General features: G+C 51.6%; 22 protein-coding genes and 3 tRNA genes. 14 read left to right on the top strand and 11 right to left on the bottom strand.

Annotation, left to right across the window (positions count from 1 at the left end; all coding sequences use genetic code 11):
* Positions 1–128: 128 nt before the first annotated feature.
* Complete coding sequence (locus JM656_RS18495) at positions 129–602, bottom strand: threonine/serine exporter (RefSeq protein ID WP_162380784.1); 474 nt, start codon at positions 600–602, stop codon at positions 129–131.
* Entirely contained in the window at positions 593–1369 is a 777-nt protein-coding gene (locus JM656_RS18490) for a threonine/serine exporter ThrE family protein (protein WP_203359018.1), read from the bottom strand. The genes JM656_RS18495 and JM656_RS18490 overlap by 10 nt, the downstream gene beginning before the upstream one ends.
* Before the next feature lie 614 nt (positions 1370–1983).
* Here JM656_RS18490 and JM656_RS18485 point away from each other — a divergent pair.
* Positions 1984–2706, top strand: coding sequence for a response regulator transcription factor (locus tag JM656_RS18485; protein WP_203359017.1), 723 nt, complete (start codon positions 1984–1986; stop codon positions 2704–2706).
* Positions 2667–3341, top strand: a complete 675-nt coding sequence (gene bglJ, locus JM656_RS18480; protein ID WP_203359016.1) for a DNA-binding transcriptional activator BglJ — start codon at positions 2667–2669, stop codon at positions 3339–3341. The genes JM656_RS18485 and bglJ overlap by 40 nt, the downstream gene beginning before the upstream one ends.
* A gap of 53 nt (positions 3342–3394) precedes the next feature.
* On the opposite strand, the gene JM656_RS18475 is transcribed toward bglJ, so the two are convergent.
* On the bottom strand, positions 3395–3853 hold the full coding sequence (locus JM656_RS18475; protein WP_203359015.1) for a YbaK/EbsC family protein: 459 nt from the start codon (positions 3851–3853) through the stop codon (positions 3395–3397).
* Positions 3854–4222: 369 nt separating this feature from the next.
* Between JM656_RS18475 and JM656_RS18470 the strand changes: the two genes are divergently transcribed.
* A complete protein-coding gene (locus JM656_RS18470) occupies positions 4223–5566 on the top strand; it encodes a PTS sugar transporter subunit IIC (protein WP_203359014.1) in 1344 nt (447 codons plus the stop codon).
* Between the two features lie 31 nt (positions 5567–5597).
* Here JM656_RS18470 and fhuF read toward each other — a convergent pair whose 3' ends face one another.
* Together fhuF and JM656_RS18460 are read right to left on the bottom strand one after the other, a co-directional pair.
* On the bottom strand, positions 5598–6386 hold the full coding sequence (fhuF, locus tag JM656_RS18465; protein ID WP_203359013.1) for a siderophore-iron reductase FhuF: 789 nt from the start codon (positions 6384–6386) through the stop codon (positions 5598–5600).
* A gap of 113 nt (positions 6387–6499) precedes the next feature.
* Positions 6500–7564, bottom strand: a complete 1065-nt coding sequence (locus JM656_RS18460; protein WP_203359012.1) for a GGDEF domain-containing protein — start codon at positions 7562–7564, stop codon at positions 6500–6502.
* A gap of 217 nt (positions 7565–7781) precedes the next feature.
* Here JM656_RS18460 and JM656_RS18455 point away from each other — a divergent pair, with 217 nt between their 5' ends.
* Positions 7782–8057, top strand: a complete 276-nt coding sequence (locus JM656_RS18455) for a DUF1435 domain-containing protein (RefSeq protein WP_203361324.1) — start codon at positions 7782–7784, stop codon at positions 8055–8057.
* A 39-nt stretch (positions 8058–8096) separates the two neighbouring features.
* On the opposite strand, the gene JM656_RS18450 is transcribed toward JM656_RS18455, so the two are convergent.
* From JM656_RS18450 to rsmC, 4 genes are all read right to left on the bottom strand, one after another.
* Positions 8097–8183, bottom strand: a tRNA-Leu gene (locus JM656_RS18450).
* A 31-nt stretch (positions 8184–8214) separates the two neighbouring features.
* Positions 8215–8301 (bottom strand) — tRNA-Leu (locus tag JM656_RS18445).
* A gap of 28 nt (positions 8302–8329) precedes the next feature.
* Positions 8330–8416 (bottom strand) — tRNA-Leu (locus JM656_RS18440).
* 173 nt (positions 8417–8589) lie between these two features.
* Positions 8590–9621, bottom strand: coding sequence for a 16S rRNA (guanine(1207)-N(2))-methyltransferase RsmC (rsmC, locus tag JM656_RS18435; protein ID WP_203359011.1), 1032 nt, complete (start codon positions 9619–9621; stop codon positions 8590–8592).
* Between the two features lie 103 nt (positions 9622–9724).
* On the opposite strand from rsmC, the gene JM656_RS18430 reads away from it, so the two are divergent.
* The 8 genes from JM656_RS18430 (at position 9725) to JM656_RS18395 (ending at position 16212) form a co-directional block, all read left to right on the top strand.
* Positions 9725–10138, top strand: a complete 414-nt coding sequence (locus tag JM656_RS18430) for a DNA polymerase III subunit psi (protein ID WP_203359010.1) — start codon at positions 9725–9727, stop codon at positions 10136–10138.
* Positions 10107–10553, top strand: a complete 447-nt coding sequence (gene rimI / locus JM656_RS18425; protein ID WP_203359009.1) for a ribosomal protein S18-alanine N-acetyltransferase — start codon at positions 10107–10109, stop codon at positions 10551–10553. The genes JM656_RS18430 and rimI overlap by 32 nt, the downstream gene beginning before the upstream one ends.
* A gap of 20 nt (positions 10554–10573) precedes the next feature.
* Positions 10574–11251 (top strand): pyrimidine 5'-nucleotidase, encoded by a 678-nt coding sequence (gene yjjG / locus JM656_RS18420; protein WP_203361323.1) that lies wholly within the window; start codon positions 10574–10576, stop codon positions 11249–11251.
* Between the two features lie 90 nt (positions 11252–11341).
* Positions 11342–12931: a peptide chain release factor 3 gene (prfC, locus tag JM656_RS18415; protein ID WP_203359008.1), complete on the top strand. Its 1590-nt coding sequence runs from the start codon at positions 11342–11344 to the stop codon at positions 12929–12931.
* Positions 12932–13335: 404 nt separating this feature from the next.
* Entirely contained in the window at positions 13336–13953 is a 618-nt protein-coding gene (osmY, locus tag JM656_RS18410) for a molecular chaperone OsmY (protein WP_192610976.1), read from the top strand.
* A 127-nt stretch (positions 13954–14080) separates the two neighbouring features.
* Positions 14081–14242, top strand: a complete 162-nt coding sequence (locus tag JM656_RS18405) for a DUF1328 domain-containing protein (RefSeq protein WP_162380798.1) — start codon at positions 14081–14083, stop codon at positions 14240–14242.
* 123 nt (positions 14243–14365) lie between these two features.
* Positions 14366–15439 (top strand): patatin family protein, encoded by a 1074-nt coding sequence (locus JM656_RS18400; protein WP_203359007.1) that lies wholly within the window; start codon positions 14366–14368, stop codon positions 15437–15439.
* The gene (locus JM656_RS18395; RefSeq protein WP_203359006.1) at positions 15436–16212 is read left to right on the top strand and encodes a metal-dependent hydrolase; all 777 of its coding nucleotides are present in this window, start codon (positions 15436–15438) and stop codon (positions 16210–16212) included. Before JM656_RS18400 ends, JM656_RS18395 begins: the two co-directional genes overlap by 4 nt.
* 52 nt (positions 16213–16264) lie before the next feature.
* Here the strand turns inward: JM656_RS18395 and JM656_RS18390 are convergent, their stop codons facing one another.
* Together JM656_RS18390 and JM656_RS18385 are read right to left on the bottom strand one after the other, a co-directional pair.
* Entirely contained in the window at positions 16265–17128 is an 864-nt protein-coding gene (locus JM656_RS18390) for a YjjW family glycine radical enzyme activase (protein WP_203359005.1), read from the bottom strand.
* Entirely contained in the window at positions 17100–18650 is a 1551-nt protein-coding gene (locus JM656_RS18385) for a YjjI family glycine radical enzyme (RefSeq protein WP_203359004.1), read from the bottom strand. Before JM656_RS18385 ends, JM656_RS18390 begins: the two co-directional genes overlap by 29 nt.
* A gap of 261 nt (positions 18651–18911) precedes the next feature.
* Here JM656_RS18385 and deoC point away from each other — a divergent pair, with 261 nt between their 5' ends.
* Both deoC and deoA read left to right on the top strand, forming a co-directional pair.
* On the top strand, positions 18912–19691 hold the full coding sequence (gene deoC / locus JM656_RS18380) for a deoxyribose-phosphate aldolase (protein WP_203359003.1): 780 nt from the start codon (positions 18912–18914) through the stop codon (positions 19689–19691).
* 122 nt (positions 19692–19813) lie between these two features.
* Positions 19814–21136 carry a thymidine phosphorylase gene (gene deoA / locus JM656_RS18375; protein ID WP_203359002.1) on the top strand — a complete coding sequence of 441 codons (1323 nt, stop codon included), beginning with the start codon at positions 19814–19816 and terminating at the stop codon, positions 21134–21136.
* Positions 21137–21178: the final 42 nt, after the last annotated feature.

Below are 21178 nucleotides of genomic sequence, written 5' to 3'. Positions count from 1 at the left end.
ATGTTTCTCAATACGGAACAACAACCGAGAAGGGAGACTGTTTTTATAGTAACACACCGATGACCAGAAGCGGCAGGGAGGCGGGGTCACCGCCTCTTATTCGCAAAGTGATTCCAGAGGAGGGGGAATCAAACGCGTGGGCGTTTGCGGTACAGCCAAAGCCCCGGCACGGAAAGCCCGATGGAGAGCGCGCCGACAATGGATGAGGCTTTCAGGAAATTGGTCAGCAAGGTGATCATCAGAGGATCGCTGTAGCCAAAATGGCCGATCTTAACGGCGGAAATCATCGCCGTGTAGGCGGAGATCCCCGGGAACATCGGGATAACTGCCGCGACGGTGAAGACCTTCGGGTGCGCCAGATACCAGCGCGACCACTGGATACCGATGCTGCCGACCAACAGCGACGCCATAAAGGTCGACCATTCAATGTTAAATCCGGCGGTCATCATCGCCATTCGTGAACCGTGACCTAGTGCACCCAGCAGGGCGCACCAGGGCAGCGCCCGGTGTGGAACGTTAAAGACCATCGCAAACCCGACGGCAGGGATTGCCGACAAAATCATGTCCTGCATAAGAGCAAGAACGAACTCAATTACACCCATCCGCGAAGCCCCCATAAGGTTAAAGCCATCACGACGCCTACACAGGTTGCCAGTGTTAACAGGCTGGCGATCGCCCAGCGCGCCAGTCCGGTATTAATGTGACCTTTAAACATATCTGCGACAGAGTTGATTAACGGAAATCCCGGTACCAGCAGCAGTACGCTGGCCGCCATCGCGATGGTCGGCGTTTGGCTGAACGTATCCAGACGCAGTAACAGACCGGAGATGGTTGTGGCAACAAAGGCGGTAATGCAAAAGTTGATTTGTGGGTGGAGATGTCGGTGCGCCAGAAACTGACGGATATACATGGCCACCATACTGGCGAAAAAGGTGATCACGGCGCCGTCCCATCCGCCCTTATTCAATTTGCAGAAACAGGCGCAGGAAAGTCCGACCATGAGAGCCACCAGCCATCGCGGATAACGCAGCGGTCTTATTTGGCTAAAACGCTTCTCGACTCCCCGGCAGTCCAGGAGTTTGTGTTCGGCCAGAATCACAATGTGTTGAACTTCGGTGACAACGTGCATATTAATGCCACGATCCTGATTCTTCCGTGTCGACGTCAGACAGTGGCCGTCTTTAATGGTGGTGAGAACGATGGCGTTAGAAGAGATGGCGCTTTCTACGCTGTCCATCCCTAGCGCCAGACCCAGACGCGTAGAAAGTTCATCAACCAGTGCGCTTTCTGCCCCGTGCTGCAATAAAAAAAGCCCGCATTGAATACATAACCGTGTAACCGTTCGTTGTAACAACTGCTCTGTTTGCATGACTCGCCCTGATTGAAAAGACGGGTAAAAATGACAAAGTCTTCTTTGTAACACGAAGTATGAGTCCGTTGGCTCTGGCCCGGATCAATCTTTGTGTTGAAAAAAACGTCAGGGCGATGGGTTTGAACATTTGAACCGTGTCGCCCTCCGTTTTGCGATTAGACTCATCATTGCAGTGCATTGATCAGGTTGTGTCAATGAGGAGGGGTGACGTGAAGTACACCGACGATATTCCGCACCCGCCTGTTGCTAGCATTATGATTATATGGGGATTACTGATGTGGCAGATTTACTCTTTATTCATAAGGGAAGATAAGTAGATGTTGCCAAATACATATTGTGAATTTATTAAACGAAATTAATTCACCTTAAATTCCCGCACAATTAAATTTGGTTAATTTAATTGTGCGGGAATTGTTTTTATAAAACACTATGTGATAATGTTCAGAGGATCTTATACTATGTGGGTTCTGGTATGGTCGCAGTCACAATGTATAAAAATAAAATAATGGAATAATTCACATTGTTAATTAATTTTAATTTCATCTCGCTATTTATATGTTTGGTTTATTAATTGAGGTGGAAATAAGAAAGGATGTGAATATGGAGGGAATATGTTGCCAGGACGCTACAAAAATGGAATTGTTATCAGTAAAATACCCGTTATCCAGGCCGGACTAAGAGGCGTCTTTCTGGGTCACTTTCCCGATCATGAGTTAACATTCTGCCGTTCAGTCGAAGAGCTCACGTTGATGCAACTGCGCCGCTCTGAACTGGTGTTGGTTGATTTAACGGGGGAGTGCAATCAACCTCGTGTTGTTTGTGAACAGTTTTATACGCTATTAACGCAATATCGTGATATTCATTGGATTTTTCTCGTTTCCCGCACTTACTATCCTTCGGCCGTTGAGCTATTGATGGGACCTGCAACGACGTTGCTCTCTGATGAGGATCCGGTCGAAAGCGTGATTAATGCCATTCGTTCAGGCAATTATAGCGCTGAGCGAATCAGTAAAGCGCTGATGTTTCCGACACTGCAAGAGATGACGGAATATGGTGGGCAGTCGATGGTTCTTACGCTATCGGAGCGTAAAGTATTACGGCTTCTCGGAAAAGGCTGGGGAATTAATCAAATAGCGACGTTGTTGAAGAAGAGTAATAAAACCATCAGTGCTCAGAAAAACAGTGCCATGCGTCGTTTGTCCATACACAGTAATGCCGAAATGTACGCATGGATTAACAGTTCTCAAGGAGCAAGAGAACTGAACTTACCTTCAGTATATGGAGATACCACGGAATGGAAAAAAGAATCATCAAGAGAAATGTCGCACTGGTAGAAAAGTGCGCAATGAGCAGTATTGGTATTAAGAGTTTATTTAATTCAGATCCTGAATGTCTCTATCAGCTTCATCTCTTTTCTAATCAGTCTGAATTTAAAGCGGCGATGGTTAATACACCTTTTTCTGCGGTTATCTTCTCACTTTCGGCAATACGAGAAGATCGTCGGGTTGGGTTAGCGTGCCTGACGGAACTGGCGATCGATTTCCCGCGTATGCGCAGACTGGTCATTGCCGACGACGATGATGAAGCCCGTCTTATTGGCTCTCTGTCACCCTCGCAACTGGATGGTGTATTAAGTAAGTCATCGCCGCTGAGTAGTTTACAAGAACAGTTATCTTTAGCGCTGAATGGCGCACGTCGGGTGACGGAAAGCAGCAGCAATCTTTGGTTTACCAGTCAGAGCCGTATGATTAGTCCTACTGAGCGTGAAATTTTACGGTTTATGTCGCACGGCTATTCGATGGTTCAAATAGCCGTGCAGCTTGAACGTAATATCAAAACGATTCGGGCACATAAATTTAATGTGATGTCCAAGCTGGGCGTGAGTTCTGATGCCGGATTGCTGGATGCGGCGGATATCTTGCTGTCTCTGCGCGCCCTTGACCCCCGTTCAGCGCTACACACGGCATAGCGCTGTGTACCTGAAATGGCGAACGAGGCGCATCCTTCAGACTTGACGGCGGATCACTGACAGACATCAATCCAGGTCGCTGAAGTCAACTCGGCCATCCTTTCAGGTGCAATTCTTATTGCACTATTCGTTGCGCCAGCAGCAGGCAATACCTCTGTGTAATGCCTGAGGGAGACATCGCAATAGACTGACAGAGGCGTTTCCAGACCAAAAGGACAGACGCCGCCAGGCGGATGACCTGTTGCACTCACCACCTCATCAAAACTGAGCATACGCGCTTTCGCCCCAAATGTTTCTTTGAGCTTCTTATTGTCCAGGCGGACATCACCTTTGGCGACAACCAAAATAATGTTGTCTTTCACCTTTAGGGAAAGCGTTTTTGCAATTTGTCCCGGCTCCACATTATGGGCTCTTGCAGCCAGTTCAACCGTTGCTGTGCTCTGATCTAATTCGATAATTTCAATATCGGGGGCATATTCGGCCAGAAATTGCCGTACAGATTGCAGACTCATTCATTCCTCCTGACGCGGTGTAAGCAGCCCCTGTTCTTTGGAAAACTGCGTGGCGTAATTTGTCATAAGGAAAGTACCGCTGTAAATATTTTAAAGTAACAATCCAGTAACATGCACAAATATTAGATCCTCTTCACAATCGCAGAAACCGGTTACAGTAACCGGTTGCGGTACGGGTGGGAGAGATTAATACTAAAATTGTCACTTCCTCTGTATCACATAATAAGAGCCACCTATGAAACTTAATTCTCTACGCTGTATCACGGGTATTTATTCCGGCACGGTTGCGAAAAGTGGTAATGGATTCTTACGTGGCGGTGTTGCTGCTGCCTGCATATCTACGTTGTTTTGACGGACTGGAGAGCGGATATGTCTACCAACCATGCTGTGTTTAATGTGATTTTTCGGTTTGTTGAAAACTATGTTAGCCCCGTTGCCGGGCGTATATCCTCACAGCGCCACGTGATGGCGATCCGCGATGGGTTTATCTCGGCAATGCCGTTTATGATTGTCGGATCGTTCCTACTGGTATTTGCCTATCCTCCTTTTTCTCCGGATACCACCTGGGGGTTTGCCCGTGCGTGGCTGGATATGGCAAAGCAATTTGAAGGTCAGATACTCACGCCGTTTGATATGACGATGGGGATCATGTCCATCTACATTTGCGCGGCCATCGCATACAACCTGGGGAAACACTACGTTAAGTCGCATCAGTTAGATCCTTTTATGTGCGCAATGCTCTCGATCATGGCGTTTTTACTGATTGCTGCCCCAAAAACGAAAGGCTCCCTGCCGGTTGACAGCCTCGGAGGTACCGGTATTTTTACCGCGATCCTGGTGGCGATTTACTGCGTCGAAATGATGCGTTTTCTGAAAGCGCACAATATCGGTATTCGCTTACCGGATCAGGTTCCCCCGATGATCAAAAACTCTTTTGATCTGCTGATTCCGGTGTTGGTGGTTGTCCTCACGCTGTACCCACTGAGTCTGCTGATTCAGTCGCAGTTCGATATGTTGATCCCACAAGCCATCATGGCGATCTTTAAACCACTGGTCTCAGCGGCTGACTCCCTGCCGGCAATTTTGCTCGCGGTATTGATTGGCCATCTGTTGTGGTTTGCGGGGATACATGGCGCCGCGATTGTCTCCGGAATGCTGCAGATGTTCTGGCTGACCAATCTTGGGATGAACCAGACCGCGTTGGCGCAGGGCGCACCGCTGCCGCACATCTTCATGGAAGCGTTCTGGACGTTCTTTATTGTTGTGGGCGGGTCCGGTGCGACAATGGGGCTGGTGATTTGCTATCTGCGTAGCCGTTCTGTCCACCTGCGATCCATTGGTCGTTTGAGTGTGGTTCCCAGCATTTTCAACATTAACGAGCCTGTCATTTTCGGTACACCGATTGTGATGAACCCGGTCTTTTTTATTCCGTTCCTGCTCGCGCCGATGGTTAACGCGATACTGGCCTGGGCGGCTATGAAACTCGACTTGATTGGACGCGTGATTTCCGTTGTTCCGTGGACCGCACCAGCGCCGGTAGGGGCTGCCTGGGCATTAGGCTGGGATTATCGTGCGGCAGTGCTGGTGGTGGTGTTGGCGTTAGTGTCCGCTATTATTTATTTCCCGTTCTTCAAAGTATACGAGAAACAGTTGCTGGCGCAGGAAGCTGAAGAAGCTCAGCGTACGGAAGAGGAAAGTCAGCAGGTTGCATAAGGCGAAAAAGCAAGGGGCGATGGCTCCTTGCTTATTTTAACGTACAGTCACCACACTGCTGAACATCAGGAAGGCGATAGCGCTGGCAGCAGGTTCTGCGCACCAAAAGCCCTTCGCGTGGAACGACAGTTCGCCACAGGGGGTTATCTTCACCACCAGATAGCTTTTTCTCGAAAAAGCAGGTCTGGCGTAGTGTCGCCAACAGCTCTTCTCCCAGTAACGGTTTCATTTCTGTCAGATACCAGTGGATCAAATACCCGGTGTTGCTCCAGATGAGTTTGCTATTAATCTCTCCGGTAGCTTCCAGCGCCTGAACGATGGGCATTAACGCTCGAAGAATCAACGTTTCCAGGCGTTGCTGGGGAGAACGCAACGTCGCCTGGTGATCCTGGTGCACGTCAACCCAGAAACAGGCTGCCCGTCCCGTTTCATGAAACTCAACGCTGACATATTCAGGAGAAACATCAATGGCTTTTTCCTGAGTGAGCAGGGCCAGCATCAGCGGGGGAACCATCAGTCCGATATACCATTGCGCCCACAGAGAAATCAGCGGTTTATTTTCGCGTGGCTGTGTGGGTTGATTGCGATAGATGTGATCGGAATAAATCGCCAGCAAAGAGCTTAACGCGCTGGGAGTAGACCACTGGGCCAGCGTCATGACGCCTTGCGGGGCGGGTTCATCAAGACGAATAAATTCCAGTAGATGCTCGCGGGTTTGCGCGATCGTTTCACGCACAGCATCGGCAAGCGTTGGCTCCCCCGACGGGAGATGAGCTTGCCAGATGACATCTTCAATAATGGGAGCAGAGCGATAGGCCATAGCGCTATATCTGGATAGTAATCTAAATGATAATGATTACGAATCCTAGCGATAGAGCGAAACGATGGCAAGTGCTTTGTCGCTATCCTCTGCGGCGTAGCACGATTAAACCATCAGGGGAGGGGGAGCTCATCGAAAACCAGCGTATTATTTCGCCCCTGGTTTTTCGCTTCATACAGCGCTTTATCGGCTCGGGAGATCGCGCCATCAATGTCCTGATCGACCAATGGCGCAATGCCGATGCTGATGGTGACATTTGTCGCGGTACTCTCATTAAACATATGCGGGATCTCGAGATCGTAGACTTTTTGGCGAATCTGTTCGGCTGTGACTCGCGCCTGTTGTTGATCCGCAGCAGTCAGCAGAACCATGAATTCTTCGCCACCAAAACGGGTGACAATATCCCGTGAACGGACGGCATCACGAATAGCCGCAGAGACGCGAATCAGCGCCTGATCGCCCATCATATGCCCGTAATGATCGTTGTAGGCTTTGAAGTGGTCGATATCGAGAAGTAAGACGTAGTGCCCGCGGGTGTCCAGGGCTAGCAGGGTATCCAGCTTATTTTGCAGACCGCGACGATTGTACAAACCGGTCAACGGATCCAGCATGCTCAGACCGTTCAGTGTCTCCCTCTCTTCCAGCAATTTGTACATCAGCTGTTGGGCAAAGCGGTCATAGCGCTTTTGGATCACATTCTGAATGGCAATACCTGCCATCGGCAAGGCCATTAAATAGAGGATCCGTATTCCGTGCTCATGGCCATTAAGCCATAAGCAGACAAACACCGAAGGTAACGAGTGAAGCGTAAACGCGATGATGTTGTTAGCAAAAGCAATGGAGCCAATAAATAACACGCTCAGCAGGGAAATCATTAAAAAAGAGTCATCACTATGACCTAACATCCTGTATTTCATTGCAATATGACTCGCCCACAGTATGCCAAATATCAGGAATACGACTGGAAGACTGATTTTTTTATCGGCGTATTTTCCATGCCAGACCAATAACAGCGTGCTTGCGGCAACGATAAAAATCGCAGGGGCGGGAAGTGTGCTGACCTCAAAAAGAGGAAATGCTAATGCAAACAGTGCCGATGCAGCGTTAAGAAACAGAAACAGGCGGAGTGAAAATTGATATTTCTTGGTGCGCAGTGATCGCCAGGATTGTGCTGTCATATCTGAATATCGTTATTAATCTGCAGGATACGTTGAGTGGATTGCTAAAGTGAAAAATAACGTGCGAGGATGAAACTCACATAGGTATACGTTTTATGGTGTTCGTAAGTTAACCAGCGAGCAATTTATCACCTTGCCAAATTTATGTCATCTATCGTTAAGTAAAACTCATGGATGCGACGAATGCGGTATGCTGACAGATGAGAAATTATATCATATGATATTGATTATCATTATTGGTGTCAGAGGTAAAACCATGTTGCAACGTGCGCTGGGCAGTGGATGGGGGATATTGTTGCCGGGAATGATTATTACCGGGCTGGCGTTTACTGATCTGTCTCTCGCAGCATGGAAAACGATGATTGTGTCAGGATTGCTACTGACTTCATTGATGTTATATCACAAGCAGTTACGACACTTTGTGTTGCTGCCATCATGTGTTGCGCTGGTGAGCGGCATTATACTGGTGGTGATCAACGCGAGTCAGGGATAAAACACAGAGGGAAGAAAACAGCGCGGGAAATAAGATAATTGGTGCGAGGGGGGGGACTTGAACCCCCACGTCCGTAAGGACACTAACACCTGAAGCTAGCGCGTCTACCAATTCCGCCACCTTCGCACAGTTATCTTACTTTTTGATATTGCCTCGTTGGTGCGAGGGGGGGGACTTGAACCCCCACGTCCGTAAGAACACTAACACCTGAAGCTAGCGCGTCTACCAATTCCGCCACCTTCGCCCAGTGCGAGCAATATCAACGTGGATTATGGTGCGAGGGGGGGGACTTGAACCCCCACGTCCGTAAGGACACTAACACCTGAAGCTAGCGCGTCTACCAATTCCGCCACCTTCGCATACCATCGATTCTTAAAAAAAGAATCACTACCACGGAGGCGCATTCTAGTGGTTTTCAGCTGTTCGTCAATAGTTAATTACGTGGGATGAATTGATTGCTGTAAAAATGGCCTGACCTGTGGCGACCGGATGACAGACGCAAGCATCAGGTCCGGTCTTCACATTCAGTAAATCAGGCTTTCTTCGCCTGACGGGTCATCACCGTGCGGTATACCTTAAAGCGGCCAGTTTGCGCGATGACTTCGTGGAAGCCAAATGTCTCATCCAGCACTTTCGGATACGGCAGGAAGGCGTTGGCGACAATCCGCAGCTCTCCACCGCTGTTCAAATGGCGAACGGCGCCGCGAATTAACGTTTGTGCAGCGTCAAGACTGGTCTGTACACCATCATGGAAAGGCGGGTTGGAGATGATCATGTCAAAACGACCCGTCACTTCCGAGAACACATTGCTGGCAAATACGTCACCTTCAATGCCGTTCGCCGCAAGCGTTGCGCGGCTGGCTTCAACCGCAGGCGCGGAAACATCACACAGGGTCAGACGCACTTTCGGGGAGTGGCTTGCTAATGCGGCAGACAGCACGCCAGCGCCACAGCCAACATCCAGAACTTTGCCTTTGGTGTGTGGCGTCAACGTTGAGAGCAAAAGCTGGCTGCCGACATCCAGACCGTCACGGCTAAACACGCCAGGCAGGGTTTTAATGGTAAGCCCTTCGCAAGTATATTCACCCCAGAATGCGTCGGCACTAAAGACCGGCTGTTTTTCCAGACGACCGTGGTACAGGCCGCAGCGGCGCGCGCTATCGACTTTATTCAACGGCGCGTATTCGGCCAGCATCTGCTCTGCGCTGCGAACACCGCTACGGTTTTCACCCACCACGAAAATGTCCGTGCCGACAGGCAGCAGTGACAATATGTTCATCAGCTGAAACTGCGCTTCCGGTTTGTTCTTCGGCCAGTAGTAGATGAATGTGTCGCAGTCGGCGACATCGCTGGCTTCCGCCACCAGGCTATAACGCGCATTGTCACCCATCTGGCGGCTCAACACCTGCCAGTGGTGAAACTGTTGAGTATGCACGCGGCTGGCGGCACTTTCGAAGCGGGCAGGCAGGTCATCCTGCAAATCTCCGGCAAACAGAATACGGCTTTGTTCGAAATCATCACTGTGACGTAGCAAGACTTCACTTGCCGGGGTAAAAGCAGACATGAAAAATTCCTCTATTGTTCCAGGCGGCGATTATAGTTGTTTGTTGGCGCAGTTTCGACGAATTTGCTATATTTGCGCCCCTGACAGACAGGAGCGTTTCGCTATGACATCCCGACGAGACTGGCAGTTACAGCAATTGGGCATTACGCAGTGGTCGCTGCGCCGCCCTGGCGCGCTGCAGGGCGAGATCGCGATTTCAATTCCTGCACACGTTCGTCTGGTCATGGTTGCCGCGGACTTACCGGCGCTGAACGACCCGCTGGTGAGTGATATTTTACGCGCGTTGACCCTCAGCCCGGACCAGGTACTGCAACTGGCGCCTGACCGCGTCACGATGCTGCCGCAGGGAAGTCGCTGCAACAGTTGGCGGCTGGGGACTGAAGAACCGCTGTTACTGGAAGGCGCACAGGTCTCAACTCCTGCGTTTAATGAATTACGGGTAAACCCAACGGCACGCGCCGCACTATGGCAACAAATCTGCGCATATGAACACGATTTCTACCCTCAATCCGACTGATCTCCCCGCAGCCTTTCAGATTGAAAAACGCGCCCATGCGTTTCCGTGGAGCGAACACACTTTTGCCAGCAATCAGGGCGAGCGCTACCTCAACTATCAATTGACGGTAGACGGGAGGCTGGCGGCTTTTGCCATTACGCAGGTCGTACTGGATGAAGCGACGCTGTTCAATATTGCCGTAGACCCGGATTTTCAACGTCGGGGATTGGGGCGGGCGCTGCTGGATCATCTCATTGATGAACTGGAAAAACGCGGCATTCTGACGCTGTGGCTGGAAGTCCGCGCCTCTAACGTTGCCGCCATCGCGCTGTATGAAAGCTTAGGCTTTAACGAGGCAACGATCCGCCGCAACTATTATCCGACGGCGGACGGGCGTGAGGACGCCGTCATAATGGCACTTCCTATAAGTATGTAAAAAAGAGGCAAGGTGTAATGATGAAGTGGGACTGGATTTTCTTTGATGCCGATGAAACGCTGTTTACGTTCGATTCCTTCACCGGCTTACAGCGGATGTTTCTCGACTATAGCGTGACCTTTACCGCTGAAGATTTTCAGGACTACCAGGCCGTCAATAAACCTCTGTGGGTGGATTATCAAAACGGTGCGATTACCTCATTACAGTTGCAACATGCGCGTTTCCTGGACTGGGCTGAACGTTTGAATGTGCCGTCGGGCCAGCTTAATGACGCATTTATTAATGCGATGGCGGAAATTTGCTCGCCATTACCGGGGGCTGTCTCGCTGCTCAACGCCATTCGCGGTAAAACGAAAATTGGCATTATTACCAATGGATTTACCGCGTTGCAGCAAATTCGCCTTGAGCGTACAGGACTGCGCGACTATTTTGATCTGTTGGTCATTTCTGAGCAGGTTGGCGTGGCGAAACCGGACCCGCGTATTTTTGATTATGCGCTGGAGCAGGCGGGCAATCCTGACCGTTCTCGCGTGCTGATGGTAGGCGATACCGCAGAGTCCGATATTCTGGGTGGTATCAATTCCGGGCTATCCACCTGCTGGTTGAACGCACATCATCGTGACCAGCCTGCAGGCATTGAACCGACCTGGACGGTGACGTCATTAAGCGAACTGGAGCAGCTCCTGTGTAAACACTGATTGCCTCCCCCCTGTTGATGGGTAAAATAGCCGCATTTTTCGTATTCAACATGCGCGGCCTTAGCCGTGCTTACCTAAGAAGATTTGACTATGACGTTGTCTCCTTATCTGCAAGAGGTGGCCAAACGCCGCACTTTTGCCATTATTTCTCACCCGGATGCCGGTAAAACCACCATCACCGAAAAGGTGTTGTTGTTCGGACAGGCTATCCAGACCGCCGGTACGGTAAAAGGTCGTGGCTCCAGTCAGCATGCGAAATCAGACTGGATGGAGATGGAAAAGCAGCGTGGTATTTCTATCACCACCTCTGTGATGCAGTTTCCGTATCATGACTGCCTCGTTAACCTGCTGGACACCCCCGGGCACGAAGACTTCTCGGAAGATACTTATCGTACGCTGACGGCGGTGGACTGCTGCCTGATGGTGATTGACGCCGCGAAAGGTGTAGAAGACCGTACCCGTAAGCTGATGGAAGTGACCCGTCTGCGCGATACGCCGATCCTCACCTTTATGAACAAACTCGACCGTGACATCCGTGATCCGATGGAAGTGATGGATGAAGTGGAGCGCGAGCTGAAAATCGCCTGTGCGCCAATTACCTGGCCGATTGGCTGCGGTAAGCTGTTCAAGGGCGTTTACCACCTCTATAAAGACGAAACCTATCTGTACCAGACCGGTAAAGGTCACACCATCCAGGAAGTGCGCATCGTGAAAGGTCTGGATAACCCGGATCTGGATACGGCAGTCGGTGAAGAGCTGGCGCAACAGCTGCGCGATGAGCTGGAGCTGGTCAAAGGCGCATCTCACGAATTCGATCATGAGCTGTTCCTGGCGGGCGAAATCACCCCAGTATTCTTCGGTACCGCACTGGGTAACTTCGGCGTGGATCACATGCTGGACGGTCTGGTGGAGTGGGCGCCGCAACCGATGCCGCGCAAAACTGACTCCCGTCTGGTGGAAGCCTCAGAAGAGAAATTCACCGGTTTCGTCTTTAAAATTCAGGCCAACATGGACCCGAAACACCGTGACCGCGTCGCTTTTATGCGTGTCGTTTCAGGTAAATACGAAAAGGGCATGAAGCTGCGCCAGGTACGTATTGGCAAAGACGTGGTGATCTCCGATGCGCTGACCTTTATGGCGGGCGACCGTTCACACGTTGAAGAAGCCTACCCTGGCGACATCATCGGTCTGCACAACCACGGCACCATCCAGATTGGCGATACCTTCACTCAGGGCGAAATGATGAAGTTCACGGGTATCCCGAACTTCGCGCCGGAACTGTTCCGTCGTATCCGCCTGAAAGATCCGCTCAAGCAAAAACAGCTGCTGAAAGGTCTGGTCCAGCTCTCTGAAGAGGGCGCGGTGCAGGTCTTCCGTCCTATCGCCAACAACGATCTGATCGTCGGCGCGGTCGGTGTGCTGCAGTTTGACGTAGTCGTTGCGCGTCTGAAGAGTGAATACAACGTAGAAGCGATTTACGAATCGGTGAACGTGGCGACCGCACGCTGGGTCGAATGTTCTGACGTGAAGAAATTCGAAGAGTTCAAACGTAAAAACGAAATCCAGCTGGCGCTGGATGGTGGTGATAACCTCACCTATATCGCCCCAACGATGGTCAACCTGAACCTGACGCAGGAACGTTACCCTGACGTTCGGTTCCGTAAAACCCGCGAGCACTAATCTGCCTTCCAGAGCGCGGTATCTCCGCGCTCTGCGACGTTTTCCCTCTTCTTCCCCCGTTGCGGAATGTTCTTAAATCCCTCTGTTTTCCTTATGATTGCCTGTTTTTTAACCGCTTCAGCAAGCGGTTTTGCGATTGTGATCTATATTTAACAAAGTGATGACATTTTTTACGGTTTTTACGACTGCCTGGTTTGTGAATGTTGGTTGTTAAAACTGTCACAAATTTAAATTACGATATTAAAAACTGACTCAGAAGGTACCAGGGCAGAGCTTCATCATAAGAGTTGCTGATTGTGATCTCTGCCATTGACTTCTGAACTGGGTGATTTTCACCACATTCAGCAATGCAGCCTCGTGTTGCCTGAGCTCAAATTATGAGCAAACCATACAGGAATAAATCGATGACTATGACAAGACTTAAGATTTCTAAAACTCTGCTGGCCGTTATGTTGACCTCCGCTGTCGCGACAGGCTCTGCGTTTGCAGAAACCTCTACGATGGATAAGGCGCAATCCGGGGCTGAAAGCGCAGGGCAAAAGATCGATAGCTCTATGAATAAAGTCGGTAATTTCATGGATGACAGCACCATCACTGCGAAAGTGAAAGCCGCACTGGTGGACCACGAAAGCATTAAGAGCACCGATATCTCCGTCAAAACCGACCAGAAAGTGGTGACCCTCAGTGGGTTTGTCGAAAGCCAGGCGCAGGCAGAAGAAGCTGTCAAAGTTGCAAAAGGCATTGAGGGCGTGAGCTCCGTCAGCGACAAACTTCATGTTCGTGATAGCAAATCAGATTCCGTGAAAGGCTACGCAGGCGATACGGCAACCACCAGCGAGATAAAAGCGAAGCTGCTGGCTGATGACACCGTTCCCTCCCGTAAAGTGAAAGTCGAGACCACCGATGGCGTGGTTCAGCTCTCCGGTACCGTCGATTCTCAGGCGCAAATTGAGCGCGCTGAAAGTATCGCCAAAGCGGTTGATGGCGTGAAAAGCGTCAAAAATGATCTGAAAACTCAGTAATTCTTCGTAATTTGCCCTCCTGACTTTGTCGGGAGGCGCACTGTGCACCACACTCAAACTATCGCAAATGAGCAGCCTGAGCGCTCATCTCAAGCGGTCGACATTAACTAGGGTAAAGGAGAGGCTTATGTTTCGTTGGGGCATTATATTTCTGGTTATCGCGTTAATTGCCGCCGCTTTGGGGTTTGGTGGACTGGCCGGCACCGCTGCAGGGGCGGCGAAAATAGTCTTCGTCGTAGGGATTATCCTGTTCCTGATCAGCCTGTTTATGGGCCGTAAACGACCCTAGCGCTTAATCCGTAACGTTTTGTTGATACTAAGCCAGTCTAGCGGACTGGCTTTTACGGTTTTAGCACAGGCAAAATTGCGTTACTTTGTCGCTCTATAATACAAAAAGAACAGGAAGGCAGAGGTGGGGCAGCGAATACCCGTCACGCTCGGCAATATAGCGCCGTTAACAATCAACACATTCCGCCCGGGCAGCATGGCGCTGGTGTGCGAAGGTGGAGGGCAGCGGGGGATTTTTACCGCTGGGGTGCTGGATGAGTTCATGCGCGCGCAGTTCAACCCCTTTGATCTCTACTTCGGCACTTCCGCAGGGGCGCAAAACCTCTCGGCTTACCTCTGCAATCAGCCCGGCTATGGGCGCAAAATCATTATGCGTTACACCACGAAGCGCGAATTCTTTGATCCGGTGCGCTTTGTGCGCGGGGGAAATCTCATCGATCTCGACTGGCTGGTGGAGTCGAGCGCCGGACAGATGCCTCTGGCACTGGATAACGCGTCGCAGTTGTTTGAAATGGGGAAAAAGTTTTACATGTGCGCCTGTCGCGGCGATGACTACTCGCCCGTCTATTTTTCGCCAACGAAACAAAACTGGCTCGATCTTCTTCGCGCCTCCAGCGCCATTCCAGGATTCTATCGAACGGGCGTCGAGCTTGATGGTATCAGCTATCTGGACGGCGGCGTCAGCGATGCGATCCCTGTTCGTGAAGCAGCAAAGCAAGGGGCAAAAACACTGGTGGTGATCCGCACCGTCCCCTCGCAGATGTACTATACGCCACAGTGGTTTAAGCGCATGGAACGCTGGCTGGGGGAAAGCAGTTTGCAGCCGTTGGTCAATCTGGTGAAGCATCACGAAGCCAGTTACAGCGCAATTCAGCGCTTTATTGAAAAGCCGCCAGGAAAATTACGTATCTTTGAGATCTACCCGCCAAAACCTTTGCAAAGCATGGCGCTGGGAAGTCGCATTCCGGCACTGCGTGAAGATTACAAAACCGGGCGTCTTTGCGGGCGATATTTCCTGGCGACGGTGGGGAAACTGCTGGCGGAAAACCCGCCGTTAATCCGCCATACGCCGAAGATTGTGGTTCCCGGAAGGGTGGTGGTGCCAGCCGCTCCGGTAGCTAACGATGCGCATGTGAAAACCGTGAGTGGTGCGCCGCAGGCCAATGACACATCGTTCAACAGTGAGGATCTGGCGTGACCAGGTGTTTTATCGATACGCACTGTCATTTTGATTTCCCCCCTTTTTGCGGCGATGAAGTGGCCAGTATTCAGCGCGCTGCAGATGCTGGCGTCGGGAAAATCATCGTCCCGGCAACGGAGTCGGCGAACTTCTCACGCGTGCTGGCGCTGGCGGAACAGTTCCCGCCGCTGTTTGCCGCACTCGGTCTGCACCCTATCGTCATTGAACATCACGCTCACGGCTGTCTGGATCAGCTACAACAGATCCTGGATAACCGCCCACAGAAAGTGGTGGCGGTAGGGGAGATTGGCCTGGATCTTTACCGGGACGATCCTCAGTTCGCAAAGCAGGAGTTCCTGCTGGAGGCGCAACTGAAACTGGCGAAACGTTATGATCTTCCGGTGATCCTCCACTCCCGTCGCACGCACGACACGCTGGCGATGCATCTTAAGCGTCAGAATTTACCACGAACCGGCGTGGTTCACGGTTTCTCTGGTAGCCTGCAACAGGCCGAGCGCTTTGTTCAACTGGGCTATAAGATTGGCGTGGGAGGCACCATTACGTATCCTCGCGCCAGCAAAACGCGTGACGTCATGGCGCGACTGCCACTGGACGCTTTACTGCTGGAAACGGATGCGCCGGACATGCCGCTGAACGGTTTTCAGGGACAGCCGAATCGTCCGGAACAGGCCGTCAGAGTGTTTGAGGTGTTATGCGAATTGCGCCCGGAGCCTGAAGAGGTGATTGCCGATGCGCTGTATCGTAATACGACGACGCTTTTTGATCTTTGATTGCGCTGTACCTGTAGGCCGGATAAGACGCTCTGCGTCGCCATCCGGCAATTTAAAGATACAGCGCCGGGAAAATCAGGTTATTCACGCCGCGATCCTGTAAGGCGCTCGCCAGGGCCTCCACGTCGTCCGGCGTCGCGCTCGGCCAGTTTCTGGCTTCGCCATACACTCCATGGGCGTGGAAAGCATTTAATCGGATGGGAACATTTCCCAGAGTAGAGATAAATGCCGCCAGCGGGTCTATCTGTTGCAAATAATCAACCTGGCCGGGAATGACCAGCAGCCGCAGTTCCGCCAGTTTACCGCGCTCTGCCAGCAGCATAATGCTGCGCTTAATAAGCACATTATCCCGCCCTGTGAGCCGTTGGTGACACGCGTTACCCCATGCTTTAAGGTCAAGCATGACCCCGTCACACAGCGGGAGTAATTTCTCCCAGCCGGTTTCGCTCAACATGCCGTTACTGTCTACCAGGCAACTCAGATGACGCAGGTGCGGGTCGGCTTTGACTGCGGCAAACAGTTGCAGGATAAACGGTAATTGCGTTGTGGCTTCGCCGCCGCTGACGGTGATGCCCTCGATGAACAATGATGCTTTGCGGATATGACGTAATACATCGTCAATACTCATCGTCTGCGCCATCGGCGTGGCGTGTTGTGGGCACATCTGCAGACAGGTATCGCACTGCTTACAGACATCAGTCTGCCACACCACTTTCCCGGCAACGAGACTCAGCGCCTGGTGCGGGCAGTGAGAGACACATTCAGCGCAATCATTACAGCGTCCCATCGTCCACGGATTGTGGCAGTTTTTACAGCGCAGATTACATCCCTGTAAAAACAGGGCCAGACGACTGCCTGGCCCGTCCACGCAGGAGAATGGGATAACCTTACTTACCGAAGCGCATCTGCTGTTCATGGCTTATTACGCGAGGTTGTCGTTCCAGAATACGTGTATTACGTGCGGCTTCTTCTCCCAGCCAGGTGGTGTTGGTACGGGATCCTTCGGCGCGGTATTTTTCCAGGTCCGACAAACGCACCATATAACCTGTGACGCGCACCAGATCGTTGCCGCTGACGTTGGCGGTAAATTCACGCATACCCGCTTTGAACGCCCCAAGACAAAGCTGTACCAGCGCCTGCGGATTACGTTTGATGGTTTCATCCAGCGTCAGGATGTCGCTGATCCCAGAGTGATACCACGCATGGTGCGGGGCAACGGTTTGCAAATGGGTGATGGGATCCGGTTCGTCGCCGTAGGGCAGACGCGCGCCCGGCGTGGTGCCGATATCTGAACTGATGCCCGACTGCGCATGCAGCATCGCTCTTTGCTTCCAGCCGTGTTTCACCGGTGTCTTTTCGACAAACCCAGCCAGTTGCTCACTGATGCGATAACCCAGCGCGTTCGCGGCCTCATCTTTCCCATACCGCGCTTTCAACCCTGCTTTTTCACACAACAGATTGACGGCTTCCGCCAGACCATACATACCAAACATGGGCACAAAACGTTGTGGATCGATCAACCCTTCCTGCACGAGGAAGCTATTCTCAAAGAAATGTGATTTTTCGTAGAGGAAGTCACAGCGGGCATCAATGATGGAAATTTGTTGCTGGCAGTAGTGCGGTAGCGTGCGCGTAAAGAAGTCATCGACAGAAGTGCTGCGCTCTGCAACGGCTTTCAGGTTAAGCCTGACCAGTGTGCTGCCGCCTCCCGCAAGAGGTAAAGAGTTGTAACAGCTGACGACGCCATAACCACTTTTTGTGAAAATTTTATCATTTTCGGGGCCGTTGGAAATATGGGGCTTGCTGCATTCACAAATATTTTTCGCAACCTCAAGCAGCAAATCATCCGGGGTGATTTGCGGATCATAAATAAACGTCAGGTTAGGTGCTACCTGCTTTAACTCTGCATCTGCGCGTAAAATCGCACGTGTGACAGGGGTATCGGCAGGGCCAATATTGGCATGCATAAATGCATCAGGGAGGGTTCTGTCGAGATAGCGCCAGAAACGTTTTATTCGAATGTCGATCTCTTCTTGTGTTAGAATTCTAACATATGGTTGCAGCAGCGTATCAAGCTGACCAAGGAAGACCGGCATCGATGTTACCGAGGGCACATGGTGGTACAGAATGGTGAGCAAGGATAATGCGTCATCTAAATCCTGCGCCCCTTCCAGCTCCAGCCACTGTGAACCGTTAGCCAGAAAACGCGCATAATCAGGCAATACATAGCGGGGTTTGAAGGGTGCATGTCCTTCAAACATATCGCAAATAACGCCGTCATCCAGCGCCTGGCGGGCTTCAGCAGGGAGCGCCGGATAAGGCAAGTTGTTCTCGGCCTCCAGCGCCAGGAAATGGCGTTTTTGTTCAGGGCTGAGTACCGGGCTGGTCACGATTTGTTGGCAACGTTGTTGCAGGGCGGTTTCGCTTGAAACAGGCATCTTCGTTTCCTTTTTGTACCGAAGGTTTAGCACCATTGTAGAAAGTTACGCCATGATGGCTTTTGATCCTGATGCGCCTGTCGCATTCTCGTGGGGCCTGAAAAGGTCATTTATTTGAAGTTGATCTCATTAGAGTAATGCAAATTTGTACGTAGTTTTCATTAACTGTGATGTATATCGAAGTGTAATGGCGGATGAATGTTAGAATACTAACAAATCCGCAAGGTGAAATTTTATACGGCGATGCCGTTGGAGAATCAAATGACCGATTTAAAAGCAAGCAGCCTTCGCGCGCTGAAACTGATGGACCTGACCACCCTGAACGACGACGACACCAATGAAAAAGTGATCGCGCTGTGTCATCAGGCGAAAACCCCGGTCGGTAACACGGCTGCTATCTGCATTTACCCGCGTTTTATTCCTGTTGCGCGTAAAACCCTGAATGCGCAGGGCACACCGGATATCCGTATCGCGACGGTGACTAACTTCCCGCACGGTAACGACGACATCGACATCGCGCTGGCGGAAACCCGTGCGGCAATCGCCTACGGTGCGGATGAAGTGGACGTGGTGTTCCCGTACCGTGCGCTGATCGCGGGCAATGAGCAGGTCGGTTTTGATCTGGTTAAAGCCTGTAAAGATGCCTGCGCGGCGGCTAACGTGTTGCTGAAAGTGATCATCGAAACTGGTGAACTGAAAGAAGAAGCGTTGATCCGTAAAGCGTCTGAAATCTCCATCAAAGCCGGTGCGGATTTTATCAAAACCTCTACCGGTAAAGTGCCGGTAAACGCGACGCCGGAAAGCGCGCGCATCATGATGGAAGTCATTCGTGATATGGGCGTTGCCAAAACGGTTGGCTTCAAACCGGCAGGCGGCGTACGTACGGCTGAAGACGCACAGCAGTTCCTCGCGATTGCCGACGAACTGTTTGGCGCTGACTGGGCTGACTCTCGTCACTACCGTTTCGGCGCATCCAGCCTGCTGGCGAGCCTGCTGAAAGCACTCGGCCACGGCGACGGTAAAAGCGCAAGCAGCTACTAAGGTGCTAAGTGCCTGATGGCGCTTCGCTTATCAGGCCTACGACATATCACCGTAGGCCGTATAAGGCGTTAGCCGCCATCCGGCAAAACCGCCTGCAAACTCTTTTCCTCATGGAGGTTACCTTGTTTCTCGCACAAGAAATTATTCGTAAAAAACGTGATGGCCACGCGCTGAGTGATGAAGAAATTCGTTTCTTTATTAACGGGATTCGTGACAACACCATCTCTGAAGGGCAGATTGCCGCCCTGGCGATGACCATTTTCTTCCACGATATGACAATGCCAGAACGCGTCTCGCTGACCATGGCGATGCGGGATTCAGGAACCGTACTGGACTGGAAAAGCCTGAATCTGAATGGCCCGATTGTTGATAAACACTCTACCGGCGGCGTAGGCGACGTGACGTCCCTGATGTTGGGGCCGATGGTGGCAGCCTGTGGGGGTTACATTCCGATGATCTCCGGGCGTGGCCTCGGTCATACTGGCGGTACGCTCGACAAACTGGAAGCGATCCCGGGGTTTGATATCTTCCCGGATGACGCCCGTTTCCGTGAAATTATTAAAGACGTGGGTGTGGCGATCATTGGGCAAACCAGCTCGCTGGCACCGGCGGATAAACGTTTTTATGCCACGCGCGACATTACCGCGACGGTGGACTCCATCCCATTGATTACCGCCTCTATTCTGGCCAAAAAGCTGGCAGAAGGGCTGGATGCGCTGGTCATGGATGTCAAAGTGGGCAGCGGCGCCTTTATGCCAACCTATGAGCTTTCTGCCGCGCTGGCAGAAGCGATCGTCGGCGTGGCCAATGGTGCGGGAGTGCGGACGACGGCGCTGCTGACGGACATGAACCAGGTGCTGGCCTCCAGCGCAGGTAACGCGGTAGAAGTGCGTGAAGCGGTGCAGTTCCTGACCGGAGAATATCGCAATCCACGTCTGTTTGACGTCACGATGGCGCTGTGCGTTGAGATGCTGATCTCCGGCAAGCTGGCCAGTGATGATGCAGACGCGCGTGCAAAACTGCAGGCGGTGCTGGATAACGGTAAAGCGGCCGACATCTTTGGTCGTATGGTTGCGGCGCAGAAAGGGCCGACTGATTTCGTCGAAAACTACGCAAAATACCTGCCGACAGCGATGCTGAGTAAAGCGGTGTACGCTGACAGCGAAGGGTTTGTTGGTGCAATGGATACCCGCGCGCTCGGTATGGCGGTGGTGTCGATGGGCGGCGGTCGCCGTCAGGCATCGGACACTATTGATTACAGTGTTGGTTTTACCGACATGGCGCGACTGGGTGACAGTGTTGATGGACAACGCCCGCTGGCGGTGATCCACGCGAAAGATGAGGCCAGTTGGCAAGAAGCGGCGAAAGCGGTCAAAGCGGCAATCAGACTTGACAACGAAGCGCCTGAAATTACACCGACAGTGTATCGTCGAATCACCGAATAGCGATATACTGATCTGATCGCTTTTTTGCAGCGCAAGATGTAT

Origin of the sequence: Citrobacter sp. R56 (assembly GCF_016811995.1) — a bacterium.
Classification (GTDB): Bacteria; Pseudomonadota; Gammaproteobacteria; order Enterobacterales; family Enterobacteriaceae; genus Citrobacter_D; species Citrobacter_D enshiensis.
Note: the sequence above shows the minus strand (reverse complement) of the source record. Positions and strands in the feature narration are given on the sequence as shown.